The organism is Streptomyces caniferus (genome assembly GCF_009811555.1).
Taxonomy (GTDB): Bacteria; Actinomycetota; Actinomycetes; order Streptomycetales; family Streptomycetaceae; genus Streptomyces; species Streptomyces caniferus.
Window position 1 is genome coordinate 21,812 of the sequence record NZ_BLIN01000007.1, and the last position, 11,915, is coordinate 33,726.

At 69.2% G+C, this 11,915-nt stretch carries 18 protein-coding genes; 16 read left to right on the forward strand and 2 right to left on the reverse strand.

Features of this window, described 5'->3' with window-relative positions; translation table 11 throughout:
- Positions 1–147: 147 nt before the first annotated feature.
- The 14 genes from Scani_RS38165 to Scani_RS38225 all read left to right on the forward strand — a co-directional run bounded on the left by Scani_RS38165 (position 148) and on the right by Scani_RS38225 (position 9,309).
- Positions 148–495: an SH3 domain-containing protein gene (locus Scani_RS38165; protein ID WP_174872851.1), complete on the forward strand. Its 348-nt coding sequence runs from the start codon at positions 148–150 to the stop codon at positions 493–495.
- A 58-nt stretch (positions 496–553) separates the two neighbouring features.
- Entirely contained in the window at positions 554–898 is a 345-nt protein-coding gene (locus Scani_RS38170; RefSeq protein WP_350254638.1) for an SH3 domain-containing protein, read from the forward strand.
- Between the two features lie 76 nt (positions 899–974).
- The gene (locus tag Scani_RS38175; protein ID WP_159482631.1) at positions 975–1,442 is read left to right on the forward strand and encodes a hypothetical protein; all 468 of its coding nucleotides are present in this window, start codon (positions 975–977) and stop codon (positions 1,440–1,442) included.
- Entirely contained in the window at positions 1,439–1,879 is a 441-nt protein-coding gene (locus Scani_RS38180; RefSeq protein ID WP_159482632.1) for a hypothetical protein, read from the forward strand. Before Scani_RS38175 ends, Scani_RS38180 begins: the two co-directional genes overlap by 4 nt.
- Before the next feature lie 10 nt (positions 1,880–1,889).
- Positions 1,890–2,324 carry a hypothetical protein gene (locus Scani_RS38185; RefSeq protein ID WP_159482633.1) on the forward strand — a complete coding sequence of 145 codons (435 nt, stop codon included), beginning with the start codon at positions 1,890–1,892 and terminating at the stop codon, positions 2,322–2,324.
- 38 nt (positions 2,325–2,362) lie between these two features.
- Positions 2,363–3,211: a winged helix-turn-helix transcriptional regulator gene (locus tag Scani_RS38190; RefSeq protein ID WP_159482634.1), complete on the forward strand. Its 849-nt coding sequence runs from the start codon at positions 2,363–2,365 to the stop codon at positions 3,209–3,211.
- The gene (locus tag Scani_RS38195) at positions 3,208–3,723 is read left to right on the forward strand and encodes a hypothetical protein (RefSeq protein WP_159482635.1); all 516 of its coding nucleotides are present in this window, start codon (positions 3,208–3,210) and stop codon (positions 3,721–3,723) included. The genes Scani_RS38190 and Scani_RS38195 overlap by 4 nt, the downstream gene beginning before the upstream one ends.
- A 47-nt stretch (positions 3,724–3,770) precedes the next feature.
- Positions 3,771–4,949 (forward strand): MFS transporter, encoded by a 1,179-nt coding sequence (locus Scani_RS38200; RefSeq protein ID WP_281392338.1) that lies wholly within the window; start codon positions 3,771–3,773, stop codon positions 4,947–4,949.
- Between the two features lie 28 nt (positions 4,950–4,977).
- Positions 4,978–5,286, forward strand: a complete 309-nt coding sequence (locus tag Scani_RS38205) for a hypothetical protein (protein WP_159482636.1) — start codon at positions 4,978–4,980, stop codon at positions 5,284–5,286.
- 113 nt (positions 5,287–5,399) lie between these two features.
- On the forward strand, positions 5,400–6,593 hold the full coding sequence (locus Scani_RS41485; RefSeq protein WP_344571054.1) for an MFS transporter: 1,194 nt from the start codon (positions 5,400–5,402) through the stop codon (positions 6,591–6,593).
- On the forward strand, positions 6,554–7,180 hold the full coding sequence (locus Scani_RS38210; RefSeq protein ID WP_246296497.1) for an HAD family hydrolase: 627 nt from the start codon (positions 6,554–6,556) through the stop codon (positions 7,178–7,180). The genes Scani_RS41485 and Scani_RS38210 overlap by 40 nt, the downstream gene beginning before the upstream one ends.
- 31 nt (positions 7,181–7,211) lie before the next feature.
- A complete protein-coding gene (locus Scani_RS38215) occupies positions 7,212–8,039 on the forward strand; it encodes an SPDY domain-containing protein (RefSeq protein ID WP_159482638.1) in 828 nt (275 codons plus the stop codon).
- 96 nt (positions 8,040–8,135) lie between these two features.
- Positions 8,136–8,804 carry a hypothetical protein gene (locus Scani_RS38220; protein ID WP_159482639.1) on the forward strand — a complete coding sequence of 223 codons (669 nt, stop codon included), beginning with the start codon at positions 8,136–8,138 and terminating at the stop codon, positions 8,802–8,804.
- A 16-nt stretch (positions 8,805–8,820) separates the two neighbouring features.
- On the forward strand, positions 8,821–9,309 hold the full coding sequence (locus Scani_RS38225; protein WP_159482640.1) for a hypothetical protein: 489 nt from the start codon (positions 8,821–8,823) through the stop codon (positions 9,307–9,309).
- 111 nt (positions 9,310–9,420) lie between these two features.
- On the opposite strand, the gene Scani_RS41885 is transcribed toward Scani_RS38225, so the two are convergent.
- The gene (locus Scani_RS41885; protein ID WP_281392339.1) at positions 9,421–9,927 is read right to left on the reverse strand and encodes a DUF6233 domain-containing protein; all 507 of its coding nucleotides are present in this window, start codon (positions 9,925–9,927) and stop codon (positions 9,421–9,423) included.
- Complete coding sequence (locus Scani_RS42420) at positions 9,928–10,218, reverse strand: DUF8825 domain-containing protein (RefSeq protein ID WP_503827403.1); 291 nt, start codon at positions 10,216–10,218, stop codon at positions 9,928–9,930.
- Positions 10,219–10,511: 293 nt separating this feature from the next.
- Between Scani_RS42420 and Scani_RS38235 the strand changes: the two genes are divergently transcribed.
- Positions 10,512–10,826, forward strand: coding sequence for a hypothetical protein (locus Scani_RS38235; protein WP_159482642.1), 315 nt, complete (start codon positions 10,512–10,514; stop codon positions 10,824–10,826).
- 206 nt (positions 10,827–11,032) lie between these two features.
- Entirely contained in the window at positions 11,033–11,764 is a 732-nt protein-coding gene (locus Scani_RS38240) for a hypothetical protein (protein ID WP_159482643.1), read from the forward strand.
- Positions 11,765–11,915 lie beyond the last annotated feature (151 nt).

Below are 11,915 nucleotides of genomic sequence, written 5' to 3' on the forward strand. Positions count from 1 at the left end.
CCTCAAAGCCACCGTGCGCGGCGAAACATAGCCGACGATCGCCGGTTGGCCAAACCGGCGATTCTCCGGACTCTTATATGGCCGCCGGGACGACAGATCTGGCCGCCTCTCCACGAATTCCCCCTTCCCTAAGGAGGCTTATTTCGCATGCGCTCAACCCGAATTGCGGTATCCGCCGCGATGCTCGGCGTTCTCGCCCTGCCGATTGCCTCGGCGGCGGTGGCTACGGCCGCCCCGGCTACCGCGGCGAGTAGTGCCCAGGTCGCCCGGCCGTGTGACCGGCCTGGCCCGTGGGTGATCGGTACGAAGGCCGTCACCATCCGCTCGAAGGCGTCGTCGAAGTCCTCCGCCGTCGGGATTCTGTACCGCGGCCACAAGTTCACCGTCCACAAGACCCGCGGCAACTGGCACTACATCACCGACGCGAACACCGGTGAAAGGGGCTGGGTCTCCGGCACCTACGTCTACCGGCAGGTCTACATGTGCCTCGACTGATTTAGCCGCCTCCGCCTGCCCCACCTCTCTCCCTCCCTTCAACTGTTAGGAAGTCTCCTTGCGCCTTTCCCGCATTGCCGCTGCCGCAGCTGTGACCGCGGCCATCGCCCTGCCCGCCGTCACCGCTCCGGCCGCCAACGCCGCAGCCCCGGCGTCTTTCGCTGCCTCTGCCTCGTGTGACAAGTCCGGGCCGTACAAGGTCCACGCCAGCGCCGTGACCATCCGATCCAAGGCGTCGTCGAAGTCGACCGCCGTCGGGGTTCTCTACAAGAGCCACAAGTTCACCGTCCACAAGGTGACCAAGTCCGGCTGGTGGGTCTACATCACGGACAAGAAGACCGGCGTAAAGGGCTGGGTCTCCGGTGTCTACGTCTACCCGACCGTCTACACCTGCCTCCACTAAAAGGCCACACCACGCCGCGCCGTCAATGGCTATCGGCGACCTCTCACGGAACCGCCGCAGATGAAAGGAGTCCGTTGTGCTTGACGGCGTAGACGACGTCATGGGCGTCATCGCCGAGCATATCGAAGCCCGCTTCGATATGAACCTCGCGGAACTGCAGAAGGCTGTCACTGCGGCTCCGCACGCGAACCGTGAGGCCACAGAGATCGTCCGCTGGCACGGCATGCTCGCAGAGTCCCAGAAAGCACTGGAAAGGGCTGAGGACGAACTCGTTGCCGTGCTCGAAACCCAGCCGATTGAACTCGACGATCGAGCTATGGCAATGGCTCACCGAGTGAATATGGCCGTGACCGCGAGGAACGGGCGAGCCATGGTCGTGCAGTGGCTCCTCGACCCCACCGCGTACGGAAAGCAGGGCCTGGCCGCGGAACGGCTGGCCCGGCTCAGCCGCGGGGCCCGGCAAGGCCCGGCCGTGCAGACCAGCGCGCCATTCCGGCCAGCGACTGCACCGGAACCGGCATCGCGACGAAGGTTCCTGCGGTGAGCGTCCGACTCAAGCCCAGCACCCTGGACGGCCGGCTGGAGCAGGTCTTCGACGCCGTCATCGCCGACCTGTACGCGACAGCCACCAGTCCGGACGCCCCCGCCGCGGTGACCCGCGCCATGGAGCTGCGTTCGTTCCTCGCCCTAGCCGAGGAACAGGTCATCCGTGTCCGCGACCGAGTCCACCACGCCATGGCGGCCGAGCGCGACATGGACGAGCTGTCCGCGGGTGACCTGCGGTTTGACGCGCAGTGGCTGGAGGCCGCGCTCGATGCCCGCAACGGCTACCGAGCCGCGCTTGATGACCTGCTGCGCACCATGCCGACTGCGGTCCAGCAACCCCGGCCCGTCCGCATGGCACAACCGGTGGCCACCACCACCCTCCCCACCGCCGCCCCGGCACCGCAGCGTGCCGGGGCGGCCCGGGCCCGACCGTGAAAGCCCCCGATTGCCTGACCACATCACGTCACCCGAGATAGCCGGACAGATCCAGGACCTGTACGGCGCACCGCTGGCCGACCTGGAGGCATACAGCCAGGACCAGCCGCCCGGCATGCTCGCCGCCCTTCTCGGCATGCACTGCGACCTCGCCGTCGCCGAGCAGAGCATCACCGTCCACCGCGACCGCCTCGCCCAACTCGTCCACCCGGATCGGCAGATCGGCGGACCTGAGGTGTCGCACGTTCTCGACTGCGCCCGACGGCTCGCCGAAGCAGTCGCTGTGCGCGACCTCCAGGCCAAGACGGCTTTCGCCGTCCTCACGAGCCTCGGTCGCGTCACCCCGACCCCGGGGCGCGCCGCCTCACCCGAGCCGGCACCCGCCCCCGTGCCAGCCCTGCCCGCTTCCCCCGTCCCGGCCGCGAGCACTGCTCCAAGCCGCTGACCCACGGGCTCCGTTCACTCACCCAGGAAGTTCCTCCATTGGCTACCACCGGTCTGCCCTCCGACACCGACGCCGATATCGCCCGCGTCTCCGAGGCCCTGGCCATGATCACTCCGCGATGGCACGTGCGGATCCTGCTGGCGCTGGGCCGTCCGCTGCGCTACAGCGAAGTCGCGGACAAGGTTGCCTGGCTACAAAACGGCCAGCTCCACCCCAAGCTTCAGACCCTGTGTGAAGCCGGCCTCGTCCAGCGCACCGAGCACACCCCGCGGCACGTCACCTACGGCCACACCGATCGCGGCGCCGCCCTGCTGCCGGTACTGCCGCTGATCGTCACCTGGGCGGAGGAACATCTGGAGAAGGCAGACCGGCCCCTGCCCGCGATCGAGCAGATCGAGGACAGCCTCACCCTCCTCACCCGGCGCCACGCCGCCGCGATCCTGTGGGTACTGAAGTCCCGCGGGGAGGCCAGCGGTCGGGCCCTGGCCAGGACGGTCATGCCCGACAACGAATGGACCAACGTCTACCCGCCGCTGCGGCAGCTCGTGGCCGATGGCTTGGTCGACAGCGCTGGCATCGGGAAGCCCTACCGCCTATCCGGTGCCGGCGACGCACTCGGGCCTGTCTTCGGCGCGCTATCCGCGTGGTCGGCCGGGCAGCCCCTCACCCAGGCCGCCCGGCACCCGCTCTGGGGACGCCCCGACACCGCGCCCGCTCCAAAGACGTGGGTCAGCAACCAGTCGCGGCTACCAGCCCCCACCGCCACGCCCGCACCCAGCACGAACGGCCAGATCTCCTCACTGACGTGGCAGCACCGCGACCTGTTCTCCCATGCCACACCCGCTCGCTCGGGGGCGGCACTCGCGGCGGGAGGTCCGCGCCGATGAACAGCTCCCCCTCGACGGCCACCATGCCGGATGCCTGCTCGGCGCTTTCCTATCCGGCCCTGATCCGCCTGATCGCCGAGATCGACGACAACGGACCCATACCCCTGCGCCGACTGGCCGGCACCCTCGCTGATCTCTCCGAGTACCGCCTTCGCAGGGCCACCGATCTGGCCCGCGACCTCGGCCTCGTCCACGTCCGGCCCGGAGGCCGCCTCGGACTGACCACATCCGGATCGGAGTTGGCGGACCTCTACGACGCGACAGCACGGTGGGCCCGCCGCCACGCCTATCCGAGCGCCGCCTCCGACTTCACCCACCGCATCCAGAGCACCCTCGCACTCCTGGCCGCGGCACCCGCCCTCACTGAGGAGCGCGGCCTCTGTGGTCCAACAGCCGACTCCCAGCTGACCGCTGACGCTCACGCCGACTTGACCGGGGCACGTGATCTGCTGGATCAGTGGCTGGCCTCGAACCAGGCCGTCCAGCTCGGCGCGTCCCAGTCCGTCGAGTGACGGGGCCCACCGTCAGGCCCCGGCAGCCCGGCACAACCGCTCCGACCTTGCTGCGTGGCGTCTATCTGCCCCGGGCGGCCGACGGCGCCGCGTTCGCGATGACCACCTACGGCATTCCCCTGCTCGTCCTGGCCACTACCGGGTCTGCGGGGCTGACGGGGTTGGCCTTCGCACTGGAATGGCTGCCTCGGCTGGGCGCCTTCGTGGTGGCCGGCACTCTCGTCGACCGCCACGGCACCGCACGGGTCTTCCGCGCCGCGTGCGTCCTGCGGGCCCTGGTCGTCCTCACTGCTGCGCTCCTGCTGACGGTCCACGATGCCGGGGCGCTCGCGGCGGTGATCGTCATGGTGCTTGCCCCGGTATCTGGCGTCCTCACCGAGTTCAGTTACGTCGCTGCCGAGACCGCCGGCGGCGAGGCGAGCCGGACAGCCGGAGGCCGGGCGCACCGAGTGCAGTCCGTTCTGCTGGGGATCGACCAGAGTGCCATGCTCGCCGGACCTGTGGTGTCGGGCCTGCTGTTGGAGCACGGTGGCCCGGCAGTGATGCTCAGCACGCTCGCGGGCTTCTCGCTCCTCGCCGCCATCCTCAGCCCTCGCCAGCGCTTGCACCCGATCGGTGCTACGTCGGAGAAGAGCGGGCTCGGGGCCGGCTGGCGGACGCTGCGTTCGCTGCCGGCGCTCGCTTGGCTGGTGGGTGGTCTGCTCGTTTCCAATGTGGCCATCGGCCTTCTCCAGGCGGCCATGCCGGTGATCGTGGTCACTGAACTCGGGTGTTCCAAATCCGATGCTGGACTCATCTGGTCCGCCGCGGCCGTCGCCTCCCTGCTTGCCGTCGCCGCAGCCCGCCGGGCGATCGACCGCTGGGGCCTGTGGCCGGTGGGCGCTGCCTCCGCTGCCATCGCAGCTACGGCAACCCTCGCCGTCGCCCAGGCCGACTCCTACTGCGGCTACCTCCTGCTGATCGCCGTCCTGATGGCCGGCGAAGGCGGACTCACCGTCGTGCTGCGCACCATGCGCTCCCATTTCATCCCACGCGACGTCTTCGGCAGCACCCTCGCGGTGACGATCCTGCTGCTCCTGCTGCCCTTCCCCGCCGCCGGACTCCTCGTCGCGGCGATTCCGCCCTCCCAGCTCGGACACGCCGTCACCGCTGCTGCCCTCCTGCAAGCCCTCGGTCTCGCGACCACCTTCACCCGGCTACGCACGCTGCCCGCCGCATCTTCTTGACCCGCGGCAAAGAGAGGATTCACCGCTCATGCCCACCATCACGCAGGACCGACTGCCGGGCCTTTGTCCTTCCCCGACGATCACCGACCGGTTCCGCGCCTTCGATGCCCAGCACCCCTGGATCTACCGCGCCTTGGAGCAGCTCGTCGAGGAGAGGCTCGGCGCTGGGGCGAAGAAGGTCGGGATGAAGGCGCTGTTCGAGGCCCTGCGATGGCGCCACCCGCACAAGGTCAGGGGACTCAACAACGACTACACCGCCCTGTACGCGAGACGGCTGCTCGCCGAGCACCCGCAGTGGGCATCCGTGATCGAGATCCGCCGCCGGCGCAGCCCGTGAACACCCCATCCCATCACCCGAACCTGTCCTGACCTTCGAGGAGCCTGTTCTTGTCCGACCGTCCTGTCGCCCTGGGCGTCGCCGCAGCCGACACGGAGGGGCAGGCCGGTCGCGTGAGTCCGACAGCCGCCTCGGCCCGGCGCAGCCGGGGCCTGCTGACCGGCTACTTCCTCGGCATGGGAGTGGTGATGGCCATCTGGGGCGCCCGGATGCCGGCCGTACAGCAAGCCGCCCACCTGACCACCGCACAGCTGGCTCTGGTGCTGCTGGCCGCCGCGCTCGGCATGGTCGCCGGACTGAAATTCGGAGGCCGTCTAGCCCTCCCCGAGCGGCTTCCCACCCTGCTCACCGGCGGAGCCGTCGGCCTCGCCGGCTGCCTTGCCCTCCTGGGGCAGTGCAACAGCCTTGCCTCGCTGCTTGCGGTGGCGCTGGCGTTCGGGGCCACCCACGGCGTACTGGACGTCGCCGCCAACGCAGCGGCGGTGCGCTGCCAGAACGCGTACGGCCGGTCGATCATGTCCGGCTTCCACGCCGCTTACTCCCTCGGCGCTCTCGGCGGCGCCGCCCTGACCGCCGCCACCGCCCACACCGCGCACACCAGCCTCTTCCTCGTAACCGGCCTGGCTGTGGCCGTGGTTGCGCTCGGCGCCGCACCGGCGACCCAGACCCTGAGCGGTGCCGATCAACCGACGACGCCCACCTGCCGAGGGGCCGACGAACGCCGACCGCCGCTGTCCCCCGCGAAGTTGTGGCTGCTGGGGGCGCTGGCCGCAGGATCGCTGCTGGGTGAGGGGGCAGCCGCCGACTGGGCGGCCGTCCACCTGCACAGCCTGCATGCCACAACGGCCGTAAGCGCCACCGCATTCGCCGTCTACAGCGCCGCCATGGCCCTCGGACGCCTGACCGGGGACCGTCTCCACACCGCCATCGGCGCCACAGCCGTGGTCCGGGCCGGCGCGGTGCTCGCCGCGGCTGGGCTTGCCACCGGCGTCCTGGCCGCCAGTGTGCCGTGGGCGCTCGCCGGATGGGCGGTCTTCGGACTCGGCCTGTCCACCACCGTCCCCTCGCTGATCACCGCGGCCGGAGCCGATGGCCCCAGCGCCGTGGCCACGGTCGCCGTCATCGGCTACGTGGGCCTGCTGGCCGGCCCCGCCCTGATCGGCGCCCTCGCCAGCGCCACTGCCCTGCCTGCGGCTCTGCTGCTGCCCGCCCTGCTCGCTGCCGCCGTTGCCGGCCTGTCCCATCGCGCTCTGGAGAACACCGCCCCGTGCCCCTCACCACCACGCACACCGGCCCCGACGCCGTAATCCTCGACTACAACGGCGTTCTAGGCGTCCAGCCCACCACCACCCAGTGGCTCCGCCTCGCCCGCACCGCCACCTGGGAGGCAGACCTCGCCGCATTCCAGAACGCCTTTTGGAGCGCGCGTGCCCTCTACGACGCCGGCCAGCTCAGTGACCAGGCGTACTGGGCTCAGGTCCTCGGCTTCCATCCCAGCAGGCACCTGCTGCGCGAACTACGTGCCGCGGACACCAACATGTGGATCACCACCGACGACCGCGTCCTGCGTGTCCTACACCGCGCCCACCAGACAGGACTGCCGATGGTGCTCCTGTCGAACGCGCCCGCCCACCTCAGCGACGTGCTCGACACCCACGACTGGCGCCGGTTGATGACCCACACCCTGTACTCGGCCCGGCTGGAGGTGTGCAAACCCGACCCCGCCACCTACCAACACGCCCTGAACATCCTCGGATCCGTCCAGCCGGAGCGCGTGCTGTTCGTGGACGACCGTGCCGACAACTGCAGCGCTGCCCGCCGACTGGGACTGCGCACGCTGCACTACACCGGCCTGCCTGCCGACCTCGAAGCCGCCATGCTGCCCTCCGAATGACCGTCTCCACCCCTCAACCTCTCAGGACCCCGTGGCACCCCCCGATCACCCTCACACCATCGACGGAGACGTTTTCGTCTCCCCCCGCTACCTCGCCGGATCCAGCGGATTCGGCGACCCCGGGTTCGCTCCGGTCGCCGCCTGGCCGCAGCACCACCTGGACGACGGCCCGTGTCAGCTCGTCGTGACCTCTCCGGACCACCGCATCCGGATCGGCTGGTTCGGCGACGACCACGAGCTGTGGAAGATCACCGCTTCCGAGGACGCTGCCTCCATGCCGCGCTGGACGGCGACGTTCAACCAGAACACCCCCGCCGAGATCGTCGCCGGTCTCACCACTGCCCTGGCCCGCGACTGGGCCGAGGACGAAGACCCCTTCCTCGCACGCCCGTCGATCTACTGGCCCGACAGCATCAAGCCGCTGCTCACAGCCGGCTGGACATACAGAGCGGCCGAACGAGGCACAGTGGAGATCATCGCCCCCGACAAGCAGGCGGGAGCCCTCATCGACGTTCACCGCCACGGCCCGGACGACGAGACCACCACACTGTGGGCCGGACCTCCCGGCTGGGGCACCCGCGCGGAAGCACACTTCACCGCCCACACCCCGTCGCACCTGATCGCAGCCACTGCCGCCGCCCTGGCCGACCCTGCCCCCGTCCCCCGCTATAAGCATGGCCTTGATCCCCAGCTCGCTGCTCTGGCCCAGCTCACCCCCGTACGACCGCCCAAGCCTGTGGCACCGACGCCGCTGGAAGTCCGGAGAGCCGCCCCTAGCCGACCGGCCGCCCTTCCCACCTCCAGCGTCCCGCGCTGGAGCACCACCAGCCGCCCTGCCCTGCCCGGACCACGTCGCTGACGAGGCAGTTCCCGCAGACCGATCAGCCCTTGAGACCCCGGCTTCTGACAGGACCCGCCTATTCCTGAGACACCTGACGTCAAGATCAGCAGAGATGTGTTCGGCATCGTCGACGCCGAAGGCGGTGACGACCTAGCCGTCCAGTTGCTCGGGCGTGCCGGCTTCCTCCGGTCGATGTGGAACGACCGGACCGTGTATCACCTGCCTTTGAACATCGGCGAACAGCGCGAGAACGCAATGGCCAGTGCGGCGGCGCAAATGCTCACCGTCGCCCGCTACACCGTGGACCTCGACCCCGCCCTCCGCGGGCCCGAGGCAGCTAACGAGGCAGACCCGCAGGACAGCCACAGCGCCCAGTTGCAGATACGGGACCTGACCGACCGGATGCTCGGAGCCGACAGCTATGTCTGCGCCGAGTACCACGCCGATCAGGTGCTGCACCCGGACTTCGGCGTGATGGCGCGGCTCAGCGAGTTCTTCAAGGCTGCGGCCGAGCAGGCCCAGGCGTCCGGCAGCGATGAGGGCTCGGAGCTGCACCACCGGTTCACGGAGGCCGCCACCACGCTCACCGCTCTCGGTGAAGAGCTGGCGGACGCCCCCGAGAGGCTCAGGGAACTCGGCCCGCCCAAGCCGCGAAGGCGCGACCGCGCTTCCCACTACAACGCCACCACACCGAAGCGCCCGATCACCGCCACACCGACCGCCGGGTGCGCGCGCTCCATTCCGCCTGCATCTCCCGCCCTGCCCCCGCGCCACCATCGCTAGCAAACTGGAGGCCCATATGCCCCTGTACGCCCGTGAGTTCTTTACCGAGCTTGGAATACCCTTCGCCAACAGCACCGTCGTCGGGAACACGTACTACGCGACGCCCATCCCCGGCGATCCGCGGCGGCTGCGGATCGAGTTCTCCCCAACCATCCGTGCGTTTACCTACGGCGGACTGCGCGTCCAGGTCATCCATCCGCACACGGGCGAAGTAGATTCCACGGTCCTGACATTCAGCGACCATGAGACTTTCCTCCTCCGCGATCGGATCGAGAGCGAGCGGCCCGGCTACAGCCAACACGGCACATTTGACAAGTACCACCGTGCTGGGGAAATGCCCTGGCAGGGTGCCGAGTTCGACGGCCTGCGCCGCGCCATCGAGCAGTACAGCCAGGTGTGGTTTCCCGGCGCGTGGGCTACGGCGACGCCCTCTCGCAGCCCTGGCCGGACCGTTCACCAGGCCCCGACCCCGCAGGCTTCCCCCAGCGCGGGGCGCACCCGCTGAGCCACCCCATGACCGAATGATCACCTTCCAACAGCAGGCCCCCGGAACCCGTTCCGGGGGCCTGCTGCGCATGCCCTCCTCGGCCGAGAGCCACTGGTCCTGCGAAGGCCGCTACGCGTACCCCTGCCCCAGCTCCAGCGCGGGCACGAGCACGGCAGCGGCGTCGCAGTCGTGACAAGCCCGTGCACCGGGCCGCATCAGCGCGTCGAGCGCCTCCATCGCGCCCAGCTCGACCCCTCCTCCGCCAGCCTGTCGGCAGTCTGCGTCATGCACCACCGTTCCGCCGCGCCGCTCCGGATCGGGCCGCACAACCCACCCCGAGGGCCGCGGCGGAGGGAGCTCTGGCGGGAGCCGGTGCGTCGGAACGCGGGACAGATCCACCCCCTCGATTGGCTGGAGCTGATCGGATGTGACCCAAACTCCGTATTCGGCTGCTTCCACGCCCGCCTGCGTTGCCACCCAGGACGGCACCCCGATGCGATAGCGCCACTGGTGCTGCCCCCGCGTCTCACACCTCTCGTGAAGCCGTACGCGTACGGTCTGTCCGTCCGGCAAAACCAGCGTGATCTCGGCCGGCCCGGTTTCGGCCGACGCCTGGCCCTCGGCGCCACGGCCCATCTACGGCGCTCCGGACTCCAGCTGCCTCGCCCGCCCGCGCAGAGCCACCCGCTCGCCGCATCCCGCATCGCGCGATGACCAGTGCGGGTGCCACCACACCTGCACCGACAGCTTCAGCAGACGCCGCCGAAGCGCAGTCGTTCCTCCTCGTCGCGCTGGATCGGCGAGGGCCCGGTACGTACGGTCCCAGGCGCATTGCGCGGCGAGAAGATCCTCGGGGAAGGAAGGGCATCGCATACCAGCTATTGCATCACGTGTTCGATTTCCGGCGCATCTGTGCAGGTGGGGCATGTGGTTCTGGCTGTGACTTAGCGCCGTAGTTGGCCCGCCCGGCCAGATCCATGCTCAGTACTCGGTGGAGCTGGTCCACGGCGTCCCATCGGCCCGAGGAACCGGCATCTGAACCAGCGCCGAAGCCTGCGGGCCAACAACACCGCATCCCCAGGCCAACCAGACCGCCGGAAGGGCCGATAGCCGCATGTGGTGGCTGATGTCTGAGGTCCAGGCCCCAGACCAGTGTCCACATCGGTACCTGACATACCCGACACTTCGCAGCCACGCTGATCTTGTTAGCGTCCTTTGCCATGACGACTGACGATTTCCGCCGTGATCTCAATGCCATCTGCAAGGCTGCGGACAGCGGCTACCTACTGCAAGTGGTTCGCGAGGGGAGTCGCGAGCCCCTTGCCGAGACGGACCTTTCACACTGGCCTGACTGGCCAGCATTCCCGGCCGATGCAGCCCATGCGGCGGGGTGCGAGCTCGTCATGCTCGGCTACATGATCTGGCCTGACACGGCCACCTCCGACTCGCTGCTCGGTTGGCGTCCTCTACATGGTCAGCAGGCATGGTCAGCGAAGGTCGGCACCTTCGCCCAACTGCAGGCCGCCGGAATCTGACGGCCGCCGGCTGCGAGATCGTCGGGCCGCAGACGGAGCGTAATACCCGACTGAGCACGCATCTGGCCAGGCGGGCCAACTACGGCGCTCGGTCACACTGGCACCTGCCCCGCAGCACCGATCGTGGCGGGCGGCTGTTCTGGCGCTGCACTCTGAACCCTGGTGGACGTCCCGTCACGCCGTCTATGCCGCGCTAGGCTGCCGCAGTGATCGAGCCCTCCGAGCTGCCCGGCGACCCCTCCGAGCTGCGCCTGCGGATCTCCTATGACGACGGACTGTGCGACACTCCGCAGGCTGACACGCTGGAGCGGTGGGATGTGGCCGTCCTCCACCGGCGCCGTACGCATCACGGTGGCGAGGACTCGGCGGCGACCACTGACTGCGTCCACGCGGGCTGTCCCTCGTGCACTGTGGAGGACGTCGCGATCGGGTCGATGACCTTCTACCGGGTGCATCTCGACCGCGGGCGGAATGCCTACTGGGCCATGGAAGAGGAATCCGAGGAGCTGTACGAGATCGCGCAGGTGCTCCTCGACCCGCAGACCGGCTCGTTCACCGGCGAGGTCAGCGAGCTGTTGGAGTACATCGGCACCGGTCTGCTCGTCATGGACCGGGTGACCCTGGACCGGCAGTGGCGAGGCCATGGCCTGGCCGTCAGCTTGGCCACCGAGGCGATCCACCGGCTCATGCCGGGCTGCCGGGCCATCGCCTGCGCACCAGGCATCACCGACCTCAGCAGCCACCGCCTCAAAGACCGAACCGAGTGGGACCGCGTGAACACGAAGATCGCCCGAGGGTGGGAGCGCATCGGCTATCGCCTGTACCGCGACAACATCTTTCTCCTATCGCCCGCATCGCAGGACTTGGAGGAGCAGCGCGGCGTGCTGCGGGGGCGGCTCGTGGAACTCGGCGCATCTTGGAGAGCCGCCACGACATGACTGGTGCCGCGGCGAGGGACGAGAGAGCAATCGCGTTACCACGCAGGGCACATGAGCGTCACCGGTCGGGCAACCAGAACCCTTAGCGGCTCCGATGGCGGACCGGTACAGTCCTCCGGCACTTGCGATGGCGGGGCCATTCTGCCCGGCA

Coding starts and splice junctions, on each gene's coding strand:
- Scani_RS41885 (WP_281392339.1), bottom strand. CDS start 9,927: ATGGGCCGTGGCGCCGAGGGCCAGGCGTCGGCCGAAACCGGGCCGGCC.
- Scani_RS42420 (WP_503827403.1), bottom strand. CDS start 10,218: ATGCCCCACCTGCACAGATGCGCCGGAAATCGAACACGTGATGCAATA.
- Scani_RS38165 (WP_174872851.1), top strand. CDS start 148: ATGCGCTCAACCCGAATTGCGGTATCCGCCGCGATGCTCGGCGTTCTC.
- Scani_RS38195 (WP_159482635.1), top strand. CDS start 3,208: ATGAACAGCTCCCCCTCGACGGCCACCATGCCGGATGCCTGCTCGGCG.
- Scani_RS38205 (WP_159482636.1), top strand. CDS start 4,978: ATGCCCACCATCACGCAGGACCGACTGCCGGGCCTTTGTCCTTCCCCG.
- Scani_RS38225 (WP_159482640.1), top strand. CDS start 8,821: ATGCCCCTGTACGCCCGTGAGTTCTTTACCGAGCTTGGAATACCCTTC.
- Scani_RS38235 (WP_159482642.1), top strand. CDS start 10,512: ATGACGACTGACGATTTCCGCCGTGATCTCAATGCCATCTGCAAGGCT.